The organism is Vibrio sp. Isolate30 (assembly GCF_022397975.1).
In the GTDB taxonomy this organism is placed as follows: domain Bacteria; phylum Pseudomonadota; class Gammaproteobacteria; order Enterobacterales; family Vibrionaceae; genus Vibrio; species Vibrio fortis.
Genome location: NZ_JAKEUS010000005.1, coordinates 239,974 through 258,120 on the forward strand (window position 1 = coordinate 239,974; position 18,147 = coordinate 258,120).

Genomic DNA, 18,147 nt, shown 5'->3' on the forward strand with positions numbered 1-18,147 from the left:
CAAAACAACTCATCGTTATCAGGACTTTACTTAGCCATATCTCTCAGCTTTTCTGGCAGCTTGAATTCACCTTTACTGCGCGACAACTCGCTCACGGTTGGTGAGTCCAGCGGCCCTTTGACTGAGTAATTCACCTGGGTAAATACCTCGACAACAGGTGAAATTACTGTAGTAATCGCCAGCACATAGAGCGCAGTTTGTGGCGTGACAGCAAATGCGGTCAGGACCGGAATACCCGATGTAATATCTGGGGTGAAGTTCACTTCTGCATCAACCAAACGACTATTGAGGTTAGCGATGCCTTTGATCTTCATCTCACCCGCTACCGCGTCCATTCTCAAATCGTTGGTCAGGAAGATACCGTTTTGGAACTCACCCGTACCGGTAATACTGTTAAACGCCATGCCCTTATCGAAGACATCGGAAAAGTCGAGCTGCATTTTACGAATGATCGAATCCAAACTAAACAAGCCAAGCAATCGTGCAGCACCGCTAACATCAGAGATGATCCCTTTACCTAACTCTGTCTCTACCTTGCCATCAAGCGTATCAATCTTGATACCCCACGGGGAACCGTCCCATTCAAGCTGTGCCTGCATCGCAAACGGTGCTTTTTGAATGCCTGATGTAATACCAAAGCGCTCCATCAGTTCACTGTTGTTTTCACCTTCGACATCAATATTTAGAGCTGAATGACTCTTTGTATCACTCAGAGCCCACCAGCCATTAAGATCCGCTTTATTATTACCGCTGCGTACTTGGATCTTATTCCATTCAATACGATCATCTTTGCGCTGTAGCTCAACATCAACCTTGCCAACCTTATAGCCCTGCAACCAAAAGTCTTTGATCATCAACGTCAGATTTGGCATCGCATCATGGACTTTCCTGTCCAACTCAGAGATCAATGGAGAGTCTTCCTCCATGCGTTGCAATAGCTGGTCTTCACTCTTCTTCTCGCTCCACCCCGGAACGAATAGGTGTAAACGATCTAAAGACACGGTTAGGTCATAAGGTGCTAAATAATTGATATCACCTTCAACTTCCTGACTTGAAACCTGCATCTGCCACGCTAACTTGTTTTTACGTGCGCTAAAGTCCACATCATTCCAAGCGATACCACCAAGAGTGAGCTCTTTACTCTCTAACGTAATTCTAGTTGGTGCTGGAATCGTCGGTGTGTTCATCTGACTAAGCACTGCGGTAGATGGCTTGACCGGCTCCATGACCACTTCCAACCAATCATCGAGATTAAACTCATCAGTACGGATGAGCGCGTGATGCCCCACCACAGGACTTATCTTAAAGCCACCACGCCCAAGGACTAAGTTAGTCGCCTTAAGTACAGGAACGTCACCAGTAATGTCGATTTCTGTTTGATACTTAGTATTTGGAAGCTGAAGACGAGCAGTAATCGACTCTTGATTACCCGACGCTTGCAGCCTTGCCGTACCTTTTTCAAGGGTGCGCTTTGAGAGCGGATATGGATAATCGCTTGCCAGGTACGTTAAGTCTGACTTTAAGTCTAGCTGATAAGTGAAGCCTATGTCGTTGAGTTGTATATCGATATTCGATTGCCAAGGAGCATGCCCAGACAAACGGCTCAGCCACTGCTCACCGATGTAGGGCTCGAGAGGTTTCACATCCCAGTCACCTAACACATCAATACCTACCGCATAGCCAGGACCATCATTCTGACCAGCAAAATCAACGGAAATACCCTGAGTTAATAGTTCTGCAGATAAGCCCGTTGCCGTCACTACATCGTTATCAAATTCAATACGACCGGTGGTGTTTTCCAACACTATCGGCGGCGCTTCAATCTGAACATGGTTACCTTTTAGCTCTGCATAACCCCAAGCTCGCGCTTCCCGACTGCTATCAAACGGAATATCAAGTTGGAATTCAGAGTACACATCACCATTAACCTGAAGCGCCGTTAACGCGGCGCCGACTGAGTCCACCAGCGGAGACGATGTCATATAGTCACGAACCGCATTGCCCGTCGCCGTTGCTTTGGCTTCGATTTCGATGTGACCGCCTTCACCTAGGTAAGGAATACGCCCGGTAATACGCTCACCAGTGACATCCATTAACTGTGCGGAGCGAGAGTCAAGGTGCATCGCTTCGTTTTCAAACAACAAATCAAGCTGCAGGTTAGTGATCAATGGCCACGCCGTATCGAAACTGAACTTCACATCCTCAAGGCCAACCCAGATCTGAAAGATACCGTCGTGGTTCGAATAAGGAAATTGCGCCAATTCACCGTGCCATAGCAATTTGACCGAGTTGGAGCGGCCAGCCTGAATCGCGGTTGACAGGTAATCCGTAAGATCTTGCCCTAACGCCAAAGTAGGCAGATAGCGCCAAGTTTCACCGACGTTGTAAGCGTCAGCTTCGCCATAAAACGAAAGGAAAGGGCTCGCATCATTAGGGAAATCGAGACGAAACGCGCCTAGTACCTGCAGGTCTGGAGTCGCTGCTGTTACTTTATCTGACCACAGTCGCCAGCCATTCTCATCCTGCTGCCAAACAATATCTACCTGACCTTGTTTGATGTTCAATGGAGCCTGAAAAACTTCTCCATATGGAAAGACATCGTCAATCACATTGATGCTGGCTTTGGCTTCGGTTGTGGAACCAAACACAGAGCCTGAAACTTGGCTAAAACCAGGCAACAAATCCCACTGTTCCATAGCCAACTCAGAAAAACGTGCAGAGTAACGTAAGCTCTCAATATCGGTCCCCATCGAGACTCGAATGTCTTCAACAAGACCGCCTGGCGATAATTTTTCGACTAACTCGTTAGAACTCTCCGAATCTGGAAGAAGTTTAATTAGCGGGGTAAGAGCAGCAATATCTAACTCAGAGACATTCAGTTGCCATGGGCCTTTCTGCCAATTGAATGCAACATCCAATTCAGGCCAAGCATGGTCATCGGTACGCAGATTAAGTGAGTGCCCATTCACTTGCCAGCCTAAATCAGTAGGCGTGAGCTTAAAGGTTCCCGACTCAATCATCAGCTCGTGATAACCATCTTCATTCCAAGCCAGTTCAGATGGAAGTACCTCGACATAAGCGTCAACAGGTTTGCTGTTTTTCAGTGTTAACCAGCTGTTTAGACTGACATTACCGGACTCAATCCCTGATTCTGCTTGCATGTAGCGTGTAAGCCAAGGTTTGACGGAGATGTTTTCAGCGCTCACATAAAACTGTCCGGTCACATCCGTCAGTGAGCCACCATCGATAAAGTTAGCACTTACTGACAAAGAGTTGAGATTGGCGTCTTTAATGCTGACGACACCTTCTGCAAGGTGTTGCTTTCCAGAGTTCTGCCACTTAAGCGTTTCAATATCGAGTTGCCGCTCTTCATCAGAAATAGTGCGATAAAGTAGTGAGGAGTTCTTAGCCGTAACATCGACTAAGGTTTTTAACAGGAGATTGTCGAGCTCTTTAATCACTCGCCCTGATGAGTCTGTACTTGGTTTCTCGGTATCGTCGCTGTTACGAGCAGCAAACAGATCGATAGAGCGGATGTCGAGATACATCCCGTTCATAACCAAATCCGCAACCACTGGGCGCATTTCAACGACAGACTGAATCAGGTCGAATTCAACCTCGACCGTTTCAACGGAGAAAGTGACCTCTTCAGCTTGCGCGAGGCTAGCATGAACACCTTTCAAGGCAATCGATGGATGAGTATTACGCCAAAAGCCACTCACATCTTGAATAGAGAATTCAAAACCTGAATGCTGATTTACCCACAACTCAATCTCAGATTGGTATTTATTCAGGTTGGGTAGCGCGACACGTAAAGTGGTTACTGCAATGGCAAGTGCCACAAGCAAAGTAACCACTAACCATAAACATGCACGCAGTAGCTGAGTAACACTAGAGCTCACAAAGTATCCATTACATCATAACAACGTCAAACTGCTCTTGAATATACAAAGGCTCAGCTTGAATTTTAACTTGTTTACCAATGAAGACCTCAAGCTCAGCCAGTGCATGAGACTCTTCACCCTCAAGGGCTTCGGCTACCGCAGGGGCAGCATAAACCACGAATTTATCCGCATCGTACGCGCGATTCACTCGAGTAATTTCACGGAGAATCTCGTAACACACCGTCTCCACTGTTTTCACGCTACCACGCCCTTCACAAGCCGGGCAGCTTGAACAAAGGATGTGCTCGATACTTTCACGAGTGCGCTTACGCGTCATTTCAACTAAACCTAGTTGCGTAAAGCCGTTGATATTGGTTTTAACGCGATCTTTATCTAATGCCGACTCTAAAGAAGTAAGTACACGCTTACGATGCTCTTCAGACAGCATATCAATAAAGTCGATGATGATAATGCCACCTAGGTTGCGCAGTCGCAGCTGACGCGCAATCGCCTGTGTCGCTTCAACGTTGGTGTTAAAGATGGTCTCTTCGAGGTTACGACGACCAACAAAAGCTCCAGTATTAATATCCACTGTGGTCATGGCTTCTGTCTGGTCGATAATCAGGTAACCACCAGATTTGAGCTCAACTTTACGATCGAGTGAACGCTGAATCTCATTCTCGGTATCGTACATATCGAAAATGGGCTTATCGCCTTCGTACAGCTCCAACTTACTAGTCAGTTCCGGTACGTATTCAGAGGTAAACTCTTTAAGATTTTCAAATTCTTGGCGAGAGTCGACTTGAATCTTGCTTAGCTCAGTTCCGACAAAATCACGCAGAATACGTTGGCTCAGGCACAACTCACCGTAAAGGCGCGTGCGTGCTTTATGCTTGCCACGACGCTCTAAGACTTTTAACCACAAGCGCTTAAGGAATGCTGCGTCTTGCTCAAGCTCATGAGCATCTGCACCTTCCGCAGCCGTACGGATGATAAAGCCGCCGTGTTCATCACAGTAGCGAGAAACGACTTTCTTTAGGCGGTTGCGCTCTGACTCGCTATCGATACGCTGAGACACGCCAACGTGGCTAGCACCAGGCATAAAAACAAGATAGCGAGAAGGAAGTGTAATATCGGTCGTTAGACGTGCACCCTTAGTGCCGAGCGGGTCTTTAACGACCTGCACAACAATGTCTTGTCCTTGGCGAACAAGCTCTGAAATATCACGAACCTGAAACTGCTTTTTCTCATTTTCCGCAACACACTCGGTGTGAGGAACGATGTCTGAAGCGTGCAAAAACGCGGCTTTCTCTAGACCAATATCGACAAATGCCGCCTGCATCCCCGGAAGAACGCGGCTGACACGTCCTTTGTAGATGTTTCCTACAATGCCTCGGCGAGCATCTCTTTCAATATGGATCTCTTGAAGAGCTCCCCCTTCAATCATAGCCACACGAGTTTCACTCGGGGTCACGTTCAGCAACAATTCAGCACTCATGGTGCACCTCAGATTAGTAAATTATAAGAATTCTTGCAGTAGCTGGTCCGTTTCAAATAAAGGTAAGCCGACAACGGCGTAATAACTACCTTCGATTCGAGTGACAAAGCGTCCACCCAAACCTTGGATCCCATAGCTACCTGCTTTATCGCACGGCTCCCCTGTTTGCCAGTATTTTTCTATTTCTTCTTCACTGAGGGGTTTAAACCATACGTCGGTAATTACGATTTCTGTTTTTTGCTTGTCTGCGGAAACCACAGACACAGCGGTCATCACTTGATGGCGTTGATCAGACAACTGAGTAAGCATGCGCTTACAGTCGGCCAAGTCGCTCGGTTTTTCTAGCACTTGACCTTGGCTGACGACCACAGTATCTGATCCTAAAACCACGATACTGTCTGAATTAGGCTCTCGTTCAGCTATCAAGTTCAAGGCAGCTTTGGCTTTATCAAGCGACAGCCTTTGAACATACGCTTGCGCATCTTCATCTGGCTGTTGCTGCTCTTCAATATCGGTAACAAGAACAGAAAACTCGTAACCTAATTGCGTCAGCAGCTCTTTTCGGCGTGGTGAACCCGATGCCAAAACTAATGATGACTTATCCATATTCCTTTACCTCACATGCCAATGGCGACGTACACGGCGCATTAGCAAGAACATCCAAGGCCAAAGTATACAGTTAATCAATGCACTCCATAGCGATAATGGATTAAAAACAACGTCTTGAATCAAATATTCACCAAAGAAGATCAAAACTTCAAATAAAACTGTCAATGCCGCGATGATCATCGCCTGTTGCCAGAGTGCCATGTTTCGAATCACGAGGAAGTTCATCGCAATGATGTACATCACTATTGAAAGCATCATGCCACGAATACCAAGCGTGGAACCGATCAACAAGTCCCAAAGCAGACCGAGGATCAGAGCGCTCCCCACGTTAACGCGATGTGGAAGAGCCAACACCCAATAGCAGGTTACAAGCAGCAACCAAGATGGGCGAAACAGATCTAGGCTACCGGGCCATGGAATGGTTTGAAGTATCAGGGCAATCAGAAGCGAGCAAGCGATGACTAACTTACTTCTTAATACGCTATTGGCCATTATCACCCTCTAACATGGTTTGTTCTATATTAGTCTGATCTGCTTGCATACGCTTATTTTCGTCAGGCCAAATCAATAACAGGTAACGAAGTTTATCAAACTCAACCACAGGTTCTGCTTTGATTACTGCAAACTCACGTTTCGGATCGTAGTCAACCGACGAGACGTAAGCCACTGGATAACCTTCTGGATATACGCCACCCAAGCCAGATGTCACGAGCATGTCTTCTTGCTGGATATCAGTACTGGTTGGAATATGCTGCAGTTCGATCTCATCGATCTTGCCGTTACCTGATGCAATCACTCGAATGTCATTTCGAATCACCTGAACTGGGATTGCATTATTAGCATCAGTCAGTAGCAATACACGACTATTGTGCGCCGCGACAAAGGTGACCTGACCAACAATACCCTTTTCATTGATAACCGGTTGACCTTCATAAACACCATCGATCTGACCTTTATCGATCACCACTTGATGGCGATACGGAGAAGTATCAACGGCCATTACTTCGGTTACCACCTTCTTCTCATCACGAATAAAAGGCGAACCAAGCAGTTTGCGCAGGCGTTTATTTTCTTCTTGATACTGGTCTAGCAGGATTAGTTCACTCTTAAGGCGAAGCACTTCGCGCTTAAGGGAATGGCTTGATTCGATCAGACCTTTACGCGTATTAAAACGCTCATAAACACCATCAAACATGGTTCGAGGCAGGTTAGCAGCGTATTGAATTGGCGCTACCATGCTGTTCAATAGATAGCGAACATTTGAGAAAGCATCTAAACGACTATCAGCCAGCATAAGGCTGGCTGATATAATTACAGCAAAAAATAGGCGCAATTGTAGAGAGGGACCTCTACCAAAAATTGGCTTCATTCTATATTGGTCCTAGGGCTACATTTGATCCTTTAGACAAAGTCCTAGGCTCTCAGCTGGCATAAGAGACGAAAGAGCCTAAAACTCAATGATTACTCTTCGCTGAACAGGTCGCCGCCGTGCATGTCGATCATCTCTAGGGCTTTACCGCCACCTAGAGCAACACACGTTAGTGGCTCTTCTGCAACAACAACAGGAATACCTGTTTCTTCAGTTAGCAGACGGTCTAGATCTTTAAGCAGTGCACCACCACCAGTTAGAACCATACCGTTTTCAGAGATGTCTGAAGCAAGCTCTGGTGGACACTGTTCAAGTGCAACCATTACCGCTGAAACAATACCAGATAGTGGCTCTTGTAGTGCTTCAAGGATCTCGTTTGAGTTCAGGCTAAAGCTACGTGGCACACCTTCAGCAAGGTTACGACCGCGTACTTCGATCTCTTCTACTTCATCGCCAGGGTACGCTGAACCGATCTCATGTTTGATCTTTTCTGCCGTTGCTTCACCAATCAAGCTGCCGTAGTTGCGACGAACATAGTTGATGATCGCTTCATCAAAGCGGTCGCCACCGATGCGTACTGAAGATGAGTAAACCACACCATTTAGTGAGATAACCGCAACTTCTGTTGTACCACCACCGATATCAACAACCATTGAACCTGTTGGCTCTGAAACGCGTAGACCTGCACCGATCGCTGCCGCCATCGGCTCATCGATTAGGTAAACCTCACGTGCACCCGCACCTAGTGCAGATTCACGGATTGCACGACGCTCAACTTGGGTAGAACCACAAGGAACACAAACAAGAACGCGAGGGCTTGGCTTAAGAACGCTGTTGTCATGCACTTGCTTGATGAAGTGCTGAAGCATTTTCTCTGTAACGTAGAAATCTGCAATTACGCCATCTTTCATTGGGCGAATCGCTGAAATATTACCAGGTGTACGACCTAGCATCTGTTTTGCTGCGTGACCAACAGCAGCAACACTCTTTGCAGAACCCACACGATCTTGGCGAATAGCTACAACTGAAGGCTCATCAAGAACGATGCCTTGGCCTTTTACATAAATAAGGGTATTGGCAGTACCTAAGTCAATCGATAGGTCGTTTGAAAACATGCCACGAAGTTTTTTAAACATATTCTTCGCTCATCCTGCAAGAATTAGAAGACAAAAATTGCACTAAATGTACCAATGCCTTGCTGTAACAGCAAGGCATTGAACTATAAACATGGGCTGAAACCCGCATTTTCTTACAGATTCCTAACTTAGCGCGTGAAAATTATATTATCGCTGACCTGTAAGACCACTTTCTCCTCGGTAGATCACACGATCATTGCCGCGATAGATGCCGAATGTGACGACAGTGGATGGATCTTCATCGCCAAGTTGTCGCCAGTTATAGCGTAACCAAGATTGTCCTTCGTTACTGCCTAGACACGAAATGTCATTCTCACCTGTCTTCTTCGAAGGGTTATCATCTTCCATTCTTAACCATAAACGCGCTTGCTCACGAGGTGAATCAGCACCACTTGGAGTGTTTTGACTAGCATTAATATCATCTTCACCATCTGAGACTGTGCCACTACCGTTGAATAAAGCATTAGTTGTTGTCTTACTCTCGCTGTGCCAAATCACCTGCTTACAGTAATTGGCACCATTAAAAGTACTCTTGTCGTCATCTGTATTAACCACAAAATCACTGCCGTTCCAAAACTCAGCTCGAAGTGGAATGATTAGCGTCGCCCCTGAATTACCACCAATATCGTCGAGAGCCATACGGCCATAGCGAGCTGGAGGTTGGACTGGGAAAGCAGCAGAATTTGTCACAGGGTCCGAATCAGTGAATGAAACCGGATCAGTACCAGTTACCGTCAAACCAAAATTAGTTACGGTAGAACTCCCATCTGATGTATTAAACGGACGGTCTTTACGACTTACATTACCTGTCGTATGGCGCTTCAACATAGCGTTGTCGTCGTCCAATAACCAATTCACTCGGCTAGGATCCCACGTACCTGATGTGGTATCTAATAGGAAGTCATTATCTACGTTGCTGTCATCCAAAACACCAAACTTCGCTTGGAGTGTAGAACTAAAGAAGCGGTAGTTATTAAGTGCCTTAGCAGTATCACTTTGGCCTGAAGCCATAGGGTAGACTTTATGTATCGCAGAATCATAAGGCTGACTTAAGTATGCGACGTTGTTTTGGTCTGCAACGATCCATTCGTTGATGTCTTGGATAAAGTACTTAGGGTAGAAGCGTCCGATTGCTTTGCTACCTGAGAAACCACCCAAGATACTTCCATAGAAGCTACCCGTTTCCGTTGCTATGAAGTTGAAACTACCGACTTCTGAGTACTTCAGATTCTCGAATTTGTAGCCTTTATTTGCTTTGTCACCTGTAGAGATCTGCTTCGCTAGCTGTTCTGGTGGAGTCAAACCTCCTAACACTGCGCCAGGGTAATCACTCACTCTTGGGGTATCTAATGTGGTAGTGACTTTAGCGCTAGCAGTCGACTCGAAATAGTTATCAGTTAATAAGTCATCATCACTACACACTGCGTTTGAAGAGGTATATTTTATTGGCCTAGCATAGACATTAAATTGTTCTCCGGCGGCAGAAAAAGCACTTCCAGTCGAGCTTGTACCGTTTGAATCACTATCAGTACAAATCGCAAACTTCCACGGACGAGAGTAGACCGAAAAACCTCCCTCAAGCTCATACGTTCCACCCTCAGGACAACCGCTAAAACCAGTACAATCAAAAGTGCTATCTTTCAAAGCCACATTAAAAAGCCCAGACTCTGAAATTGTTAATTGTGGAGATGCACTACCCTTCTTAAATTCCGGCTTATACGTTAACTGACCATCATCACCAGTCCAAGAACCATCAAGTTCATGAGCTATCTGAACTTCATCACCAGCTTCACCAGTGTAGTTCTTCGCTACAACGATCGAATTATTAGAGTCACAAGCAAGAACCCGCGTTTCGGCCAAAGTTTCTTGTCCGGCTATAACATCTAGTCGATTAGTCGCTTTATTACCATCAACCAATGAAAATCTGAATGGCACAAACTTAAACTGACTCTCTGTAGTCTCGTTAACGTCATCAACTAAAGTAGCTGTAAGTTTATACGATTCGTCAAAATCAATATTTGCAGTGTCTTTCGCCGTGATTTTTAGGGTCAATTCACCATCTATATTTGATGAATAGTTTGGATAGCTCCCCGATCCAGTAATGACTGAAACATCAAAATAGCTAGGGTTAGGAGTAATGACAGCAGTGACACTTAAACTTTCAGCAATACCATTATTAGATGTTGTTATCGTAAATTGAGGCGAGTCATCCCCACACATCAAGGCTAAATCAGTAGTTGGTGACATCTCAATTTCGTAATCATCCACAGGAACAATACAGCTCGTTTCTGCATGTACTAACGCACTTGATGACATGTTAACTTCTCTCGCAGAAACAGCACCATAAACTCTTGCTGTACCGCTCATATCAACCCTTTGCTCACTGTATATTAAACCGACAAAAGTCGTTTTATTGCTCGAACCGCTGCTGTTTAAACTAACCTGTTTTGAACCATTTTGAAGAACATTGACCCTAAAGTGAGTATCTCCCGCCAGTACGGGTTTATCACCAATCCAATTAACGATAGGAACCCCGGCAAAGCTCCCATTATTGACTGATAGGTCTTTTGTGAAAATTGTTACTGTATCACCACTCTTGACTCTAAGTTCACCAGTTCCATTGATATCTAGCCTGCCAATTTTATACTTACCAGCCTCAATCTCTACAACTCCGCCAGTGCCGATAGAAATACTATCGTATTCATAAATTTTCTTACCGTTAATAGTTATTGGTAGCGAGGTAATCTGATCTACATAAGGAATATTTAAAGCATTACCAAGGTTATCAGGAACATCTTCTAAAGCCTCTTTGTTGATCAGAAGGTCATCTAAACCAAGGCATTTCTGACCTTCACACGCACCACTCGTTCGGTCATTAGTATTAGCATCTAAAAAGCCGACATAGCGCTTACCATCTTCACGCAATGCCCCAACGATCTGTGGAGAGCCATTTAATTCAAGCGTACCACCGGAACCTAACCAAGTTTGAACAGGACTCTTGTTGTTAAAGCCTTCACAGATACCAAGTTCATTAGGACGATCAAACATAAAGAAGCCGACATCTTCAGCAATGTGAGAGCGTTCACTGTCCTTGTCCATGTCCTCTTCGACAATAAAGTAAACTTTATCTTTCGTGATATCACAGCGACGAATCCAACCGCCATTATTACCACCGCGAGAGTTTTTATTAGCAACTAATATTGGTGGCCCATCAAAGCCAGCACTTGCTATCGAGGTATATTCTTGACAACCAACTTCTACCGGAGATATCACCCGCTCATTCAATGTAGTGGTAACCCTGGTTTCACCATTACCAAGGAAAAAACGAGCACCTTGAATAAACCCCGAGCCTTCGCCAGCTACGAAGGCAACATTTTCCTTCGATGAGATTGAATTGTTTTTCGTAACTTCAGATTTCTCTAATGCCAGTGAAAATTTTTCAACACCTACATTACGAGCCATCCCCGTAAACCACGCAGATGTATTGTTTTTCGTTTGAGGCTGAACAAGAATACCCGGCTTAGAATTAAACGAATCTAAACCATAATCCTCATAACGAATAACATCCGCATTATTTCTCTCACTAGATATTTGGGATGCAGCAGTTTTTGTGTCTACAAGCCCTGCAACAATTTGACTTTCACCATTATTTAAAGAGATGACACCTTCTTCGATAACAAAGTAATCGATATAGTTGCTACTTTTTTGAGGGTTCCCTTGCCCGCTCATAGGTGCATCTAGGTACTGAATGTTGTTTGTTTTTTTCTTAGCACTCGGCGCTATTTCTTGAACTATTGTTGCCGTTTGCCAAGTTGTACTAATAACAGATGCGGTAGACGGGAGCTCTGTTGTCCCATCTTTCTTAACTGATAAGCTCGCATCAATAGTCGGCATAACAAACACCAAAGGCTTAGGTTTGGCTGCGTCATACGTATTATTAAAATTCAACGTACAAGTAACGATTTGCTTGTTATCTGGACCTGGCGATGAAATCGTACAATCACTATCAGTCAAAGTACCAAACTCAAATTGCGGATTTCGATTGATTGGCGGCTTTGTCGCTTCACAACTCAGGTCATCACCATGATGAAGCCAAAAAGTCACATCACCATTATTGTTTTCGTAAAGTGAACTTGAAGCGGTTGATGTATGAGAACCATTTCTCCATGCGGTTAAGGTTTTATTGGTTTTCGAATATACAAGCCTAATATCATCATCATCTCTAGCATTAGGATCTCTGATGATAGGGGACTGCCCTGCAGATTTATTGCTCCATAAAAGGTTGCTCGACTCAGACAATTCTGTATTAGAGTTATGGTCAACCTCATAGGTAATCTCAAACCCATCCTTACCCGATAGATTGATAGTGCAATGATCCCATGAGTTACCCAACGCGAAGTTCGCGACAAAGAATTGAGATATAAAAAATATATATTTCCACATAACTACTCCCTCACCCAAACTTCTTGAATACGCTGCACTTGGTTAATACCTGAGCCACAGGTTGTTGTTGATTCTATTTTGAAAAAGCCGACACCATCTAGTATTCCAATCTCATCACAGGTAAGTGAGTCCACATTGCAGATCGTCGACATGCCATGGCTAACTTGATTGGCATTTAAGTTGGTACAAATCGTTCTTACACTTGACGATACTGCAGGTGAAACGGTGAGCGGATACACCTGGGTCAAAGCCCACTCATTGGCTGAGTGTGCCAACAACCACGCTTGTGTGCCGAGCTGCTTACGAGTCAAAGTGTCGTGGTTACTCCATTGAACTTGGACAAGTGATGTTGCAAGAAAGCCCATCACCACAATCACAAATACGGCGATAACTAGAACACTGCCTTGCTGATTTGATTTTCTATGGCGCATTGAGTACCTGCACATCTTGTTGGTAAACACTAACCTCACTATTTTGCTCGAGGACGAGATCTATATGGATGACGCCCCCACGCTGCAAACTCGGCTCTTCATATCGAAAGCTACTTTCTGTGTAATTGATACTATCCGCAACTCTTATGCCATTACGCTCGATCACACCCTGATTTTCTGTCGTATTATTCACTAAACAGTAACTAACAGACTCGCTGCTGTCATATATGTAGTGGCGTAGCGCGACCGATTGACTGCTTAAATTCACCGAAGTCGCAGTAAATACATTATTTGTAGATACCAGTCCTGATACATCTATTCGTTTTGTCGAACCTGCACCCAAATCAGCATAGGTGGTTGGGTTTATGATCAAATAATCATCGTTGTCGAGGATGGGAGTATCTTGCCCGATAATGAAATCTAGATTGTTGCTGTTCTCATCATAATGATAAAAGCCAGAATACTTGATGGCGTAAAACGTCAAACACTTCTGAGCAAACGCCGAGGCAGGGGTAATACTTGTATCAAAACTGTTGGGCACTGCGTGACTGATCTCGCGAGACATCTTCTCAACCACAAACTGCCCTTTTACTTGAACTTTTTGGCGGTCAATAGTCTCAGCGTAGCCTTTCATTCCGTACTCAACAAAACCAGCGATGGCTAATCCAATCACACCGACGACTACGATGGTCACAATCATCTCAATCAGGGTAAAACCACGATTCTTCATCAGTAGTTCCCCTTATACGCAGCCAAAGTATATTGGTTATTGCCACCGAATATATTGAGCTCTACTCGCTTAAGAGTACCGATGACATCGTCGTCAACACCATCCATGTTTTGATCGTAAAAAACGGATATTTCCACACGGAAATTCGCGTAGCTTCCGGCAATATTTTCATCGAGGATATTTGCCAGTTGATAAGTTGGCGTAGACTGACAAGCAGATTGAGTTGAGGCTGTGTACCAGCAACCAATATAGTCATCGATATCATTGAAAGAGGCAGGCATCGACTCTGTACCATCCACACCTAGATCGTCAGGCCCTGTACATGGCGTCGCACCCGCATCACCACATCGTACAGAACCACCGTCAAAATCACTGTGCTCATCAAAGCCACGAGCTAGGATTTGATTCATTAAGCTCTGACCCAGTGCAACGGAGCGGTTTTGATATTGTGGGTCAGCCGAACTTGCAACTTGCGGGGCAAGGAAGCTAGTAATCGTCACCATAGCGATACCCAGAACGACAATCACTACGATACTTTCTATTAGCGTAAAGCCACGTAAGCGCCTCATAAACAAGCTCCTTCACTTACATAACCTTGTGAGTTAATGCAGATTTGAGCGCTATTAGTCGTAGATGTGGAATTAATAGTAATGTCGACACCGGAGCTGACAGACGGGTTACCTAATAAATCAAAATCAACCACAGTGTTGGCTGGAGTAAATGTGATCCCGTCTTCGCGAACATGGTCACTACGTGCTTCTGCTTGTTGTCTTTGGTTTGAGTTCGCGAGATTCAGATTGCAAGCCGTAACAGAACCCAAACAGTCGCTGTTGATGGCCAATCGGAAGCTGTCGTTGGCCGCAGACACATTAGATTGCATTCGATTGACTTGAATTTGGCGGATGACCGAAATAGCCTGCTCTTGCGCAGAGAAGGTAGAAAAGCTCGAGGTTCCAGAAAAGCGCGTTGCAGCAAACGTAGCAACAATGCCAAGTATGATGATGACGATGATTAGCTCTACTAAGGTAAAGCCTTGGCTGGGGAGACTTTTCTTCATCACAAACCTCTCACTACGGTGTGACTTCGAGTATACAAGATATTGATAAGTAAAACGGTATCACTACCAATTGTTTTAACATTAATGCGGAATAGATAGAAAAAAGGCCAGCAGGAGCTGGCCTTCGATAGTCTCTATCCCAATTAGTTTGGAGTACAGATGTTTGAACTACCGCCTGACACAACGTTAGCTGTTGCTTCTGTTGTTTCTGTTGCTTCTGTATAAAGAACACAGTTGTCTACATAGTTAGCAATACCAAATGTAGCTGTAGTTGCGTTAACGTCTTTAATAGCAATAAAGTCTGTTCCGATACCTTGAACAATAGCTGAAATAGCAGTAGAAGTAGCTTCTGGATAGCCAAATACAGTGTTGATGCTTTGCGTGCCAACACCAGTGCTAACAGCACCAGAAGTAGACTCAATACCCGCAATTGCAGCTTTACCATAAATAATGCCAGATGCACCTTGGATAGCGCCTGCTAGACCTTCAAGCGTTGCGTTCTTCGCATCATCTTGCAGGTTTAGGAAACGTGGAGCTGCAGTTACAGCAAGAATACCTAGGATAACAATTACTACCACTAATTCGATTAGGGTGAAACCGCCTTGTTTTTTCATAGTTTAGCTCTCTCTATGTTTAATGCAGAGTTACTGCAAAGTTACGGTCACACGACCAGTTTTGACTTCATAAACAAACTGATGTCCAGTATTACCTTCCAATTGAACGTAAGTACAGGTCGCATCACTTGTATTCGCTTCCGCTGAGTACTTGTAGTTGCTGTCGTTAGCGACTACATCCACATCCCCTACTTTTGGCGGGTTTTGCAGAAGATTGTCCATCAGCTCAGAACAAATTTCGTTAGTCAGGCTTTGTGGAAATGAGTTTGAATCCTCATTAATTGCCCAAGGGTATCCATCACGAAAATCAGTATCGACATTGTTACTGTCTTTCGATCTCGTTAACCAAAAATCAACACCATCATAATTTACAGTATTGTATGTTTCAACCCCAATTGTTGTTGTTGGGCGAGCTTCTGCTTCCCATTGCGCGCGAGCCGATAAAACTGCCGTCGCAAAGCCACCAGCGACACCTTCAATGCTCGATTTTTTCGCTTCGTCAGTCACATCCAAAAATTTAGGAAGCGCTGCTACAGCCAATAAACCGACAACTACAATCACAATAACTAATTCGACAAGGGAGAAACCCTTTTGATTTTTAAGCATTTTCTACCTTCTCATCTAATTACTAATGCGCATTATACATATGCACGCCTATAAAACCATAGGAAAACTGTCAATATTTTTACTAAGCCAAAATATTGGCCTTGACGCGAAAACGTTCACCTTTGAGTAAAATCTCTATTTGGTGTTTTTCGGTATATTGGTAACGACAGTGATATTCAAATTGATCGCTCAAGTCTTCCACTTCAGGGTTATCTAAACCTAAAACTCGCCCGTCAGGATATAACTGCTTCAACCAATAATCACAACTTACATCGCCCTGATCAATAGGTAATAACCAACCTGTTCGGCTATATCCTAATGGTTCCCCCGCATCGTTAAATTGCTGACGGCCATTTAGGAGATACTGCTGCTTATAAAGGTTCGCACGGTCTAATATACGCTTGCTCGCCACAATCAAAGCGGTGTTCGTCGCCTCAGTTTCTACTGTTCGCCACGCGGCTAAAAGCCCAGTAATAATAGACAGAATAACCACACTCCAAATGACAAAACGTGAGCGTCGTAGGTTATTTATCATTCACTACCCTTTGATTGCATCGAGCATGCCCCACATCGGCAAGAAAATACCCAGAGCCAATATCAAAACCATTCCAGCTACGATCACGAGCAAAATAGGCTCAATACGCGCGGTCAGAGTTTTCAAGTCGTAGTCCACTTCTCGATCATAAAAGTCAGAAACTTCCAGCAACAGCTCATCAATGCGACCCGTCTCCTCACCCACCGAGATCATTTGTATCACCAGTGGCGTGAAAATTTCGCTATTGATTGCGGTGGAAGAGACTGTGCTACCTGCCTCAATCGCCGATTTCATCTCTTGAACACGCAGCTCTAAGAATCGATTATCCAGAGCTTCCGCCGACAGAGCCAAAGATTGGTTCAATGGCACGCCCGCTTTAAGCATTAGAGCAAAGGTTCGTGAAAAACGTGATAGCAGTGCTCGATTGATCACTCCACCAATCACAGGCATTTTGAGACGGAACCTATCCCACTTCTCTAAGCCTTTATCGGTTTTTACCCAAGCCTTAAATGCGAATATCAAACCGACTATCACCCCAACCATCAACATCCAGTAGTTGACGAAGAAATCCGACATACCAATCAAGATTCGGGTGGGCAGCGGAAGATCGACACCAAAGCGCGCAAACATTGTAGTGAATTGAGGAATCACCTTGATGTTCAACACAAACATCGCGACCAAGATAAAGCTGATCACAAAGGTTGGGTAACGCATAGCGGTTTTAATGCGCTTGCGAGTCTCAACTTCTTGTTCGTAATAACCGGCGAGTTGAAGCAAAGCCTGATCCAATCGACCAGTGTTCTCACCCACGCCAATCATCGAAACAAACAACGGACTAAATACCTTAGGGTGCATTTGCATCGATGCTGAAAGACCACGGCCGTTAGTGAGCTCGTTACTCACCTCTTCAAGAGCGGCTTTAAGTTGCTTGTTCTCACAGTTCAGGGTAAGGCCTTTCATTGAGCGCAGCAAAGGAACACCCGCTTTGGTCAAGCTGTATAACTGTCGACAAAAAAGAACGAGAACCTCTAAAGGAACGTTAGGCGAAAATAGACTGGAGACGTCCATATCCAATACCGACTCGCCACTTTTACCTAGTTTAATTGAGGTTGGGATGATTCCTTTACCCATCAAACTCTCAGCAGCAAGCTCTTCACTATTCGCTTCTAATTGCCCGGAAACCTGACGCCCGTCGGAACCGCGACCAACATAACGATAAGTTGGCATACTCTACA

General features: G+C 44.7%; 15 protein-coding genes. All 15 read right to left on the reverse strand.

Annotation, left to right across the window (positions count from 1 at the left end; translation table 11 throughout):
• Nucleotides 1-26: 26 nt before the first annotated feature.
• The 15 genes from L1D60_RS14565 to L1D60_RS14635 all read right to left on the reverse strand — a co-directional run bounded on the left by L1D60_RS14565 (nt 27) and on the right by L1D60_RS14635 (nt 18,139).
• A complete protein-coding gene (locus L1D60_RS14565; RefSeq protein WP_239841699.1) occupies nt 27-3,902 on the reverse strand; it encodes a YhdP family protein in 3,876 nt (1,291 codons plus the stop codon).
• Nucleotides 3,903-3,912: 10 nt separating this feature from the next.
• Entirely contained in the window at nt 3,913-5,382 is a 1,470-nt protein-coding gene (gene rng / locus L1D60_RS14570) for a ribonuclease G (protein WP_239841701.1), read from the reverse strand.
• 21 nt (nt 5,383-5,403) lie between these two features.
• Nucleotides 5,404-5,988: a Maf family protein gene (locus L1D60_RS14575; RefSeq protein ID WP_239841702.1), complete on the reverse strand. Its 585-nt coding sequence runs from the start codon at nt 5,986-5,988 to the stop codon at nt 5,404-5,406.
• 6 nt (nt 5,989-5,994) lie between these two features.
• Nucleotides 5,995-6,483, reverse strand: coding sequence for a rod shape-determining protein MreD (gene mreD / locus L1D60_RS14580; RefSeq protein ID WP_032553010.1), 489 nt, complete (start codon nt 6,481-6,483; stop codon nt 5,995-5,997).
• On the reverse strand, nt 6,473-7,360 hold the full coding sequence (gene mreC / locus L1D60_RS14585) for a rod shape-determining protein MreC (protein WP_239841704.1): 888 nt from the start codon (nt 7,358-7,360) through the stop codon (nt 6,473-6,475). The genes mreD and mreC overlap by 11 nt, the downstream gene beginning before the upstream one ends.
• A gap of 92 nt (nt 7,361-7,452) precedes the next feature.
• Complete coding sequence (locus tag L1D60_RS14590; protein ID WP_004740843.1) at nt 7,453-8,496, reverse strand: rod shape-determining protein; 1,044 nt, start codon at nt 8,494-8,496, stop codon at nt 7,453-7,455.
• Nucleotides 8,497-8,643: 147 nt separating this feature from the next.
• Nucleotides 8,644-12,939 (reverse strand): DUF6701 domain-containing protein, encoded by a 4,296-nt coding sequence (locus L1D60_RS14595; protein WP_239841705.1) that lies wholly within the window; start codon nt 12,937-12,939, stop codon nt 8,644-8,646.
• 2 nt (nt 12,940-12,941) lie between these two features.
• Entirely contained in the window at nt 12,942-13,370 is a 429-nt protein-coding gene (locus L1D60_RS14600) for an MSHA biogenesis protein MshP (RefSeq protein WP_239841706.1), read from the reverse strand.
• Nucleotides 13,360-14,100: a prepilin-type N-terminal cleavage/methylation domain-containing protein gene (locus L1D60_RS14605; RefSeq protein WP_239841707.1), complete on the reverse strand. Its 741-nt coding sequence runs from the start codon at nt 14,098-14,100 to the stop codon at nt 13,360-13,362. The genes L1D60_RS14600 and L1D60_RS14605 overlap by 11 nt, the downstream gene beginning before the upstream one ends.
• A complete protein-coding gene (locus L1D60_RS14610; protein ID WP_239841708.1) occupies nt 14,100-14,669 on the reverse strand; it encodes a type II secretion system protein in 570 nt (189 codons plus the stop codon). Before L1D60_RS14610 ends, L1D60_RS14605 begins: the two co-directional genes overlap by 1 nt.
• Nucleotides 14,666-15,157 (reverse strand): prepilin-type N-terminal cleavage/methylation domain-containing protein, encoded by a 492-nt coding sequence (locus L1D60_RS14615; RefSeq protein WP_239841710.1) that lies wholly within the window; start codon nt 15,155-15,157, stop codon nt 14,666-14,668. Before L1D60_RS14615 ends, L1D60_RS14610 begins: the two co-directional genes overlap by 4 nt.
• 143 nt (nt 15,158-15,300) lie before the next feature.
• Nucleotides 15,301-15,771, reverse strand: a complete 471-nt coding sequence (locus L1D60_RS14620; RefSeq protein WP_239841711.1) for a type II secretion system protein — start codon at nt 15,769-15,771, stop codon at nt 15,301-15,303.
• Between the two features lie 30 nt (nt 15,772-15,801).
• Nucleotides 15,802-16,377 (reverse strand): prepilin-type N-terminal cleavage/methylation domain-containing protein, encoded by a 576-nt coding sequence (locus L1D60_RS14625; protein ID WP_239841713.1) that lies wholly within the window; start codon nt 16,375-16,377, stop codon nt 15,802-15,804.
• Nucleotides 16,378-16,459: 82 nt separating this feature from the next.
• On the reverse strand, nt 16,460-16,912 hold the full coding sequence (locus L1D60_RS14630; protein WP_239841715.1) for an MSHA biogenesis protein MshF: 453 nt from the start codon (nt 16,910-16,912) through the stop codon (nt 16,460-16,462).
• A 3-nt stretch (nt 16,913-16,915) separates the two neighbouring features.
• Nucleotides 16,916-18,139, reverse strand: a complete 1,224-nt coding sequence (locus L1D60_RS14635) for a type II secretion system F family protein (RefSeq protein ID WP_239841716.1) — start codon at nt 18,137-18,139, stop codon at nt 16,916-16,918.
• Nucleotides 18,140-18,147: the final 8 nt, after the last annotated feature.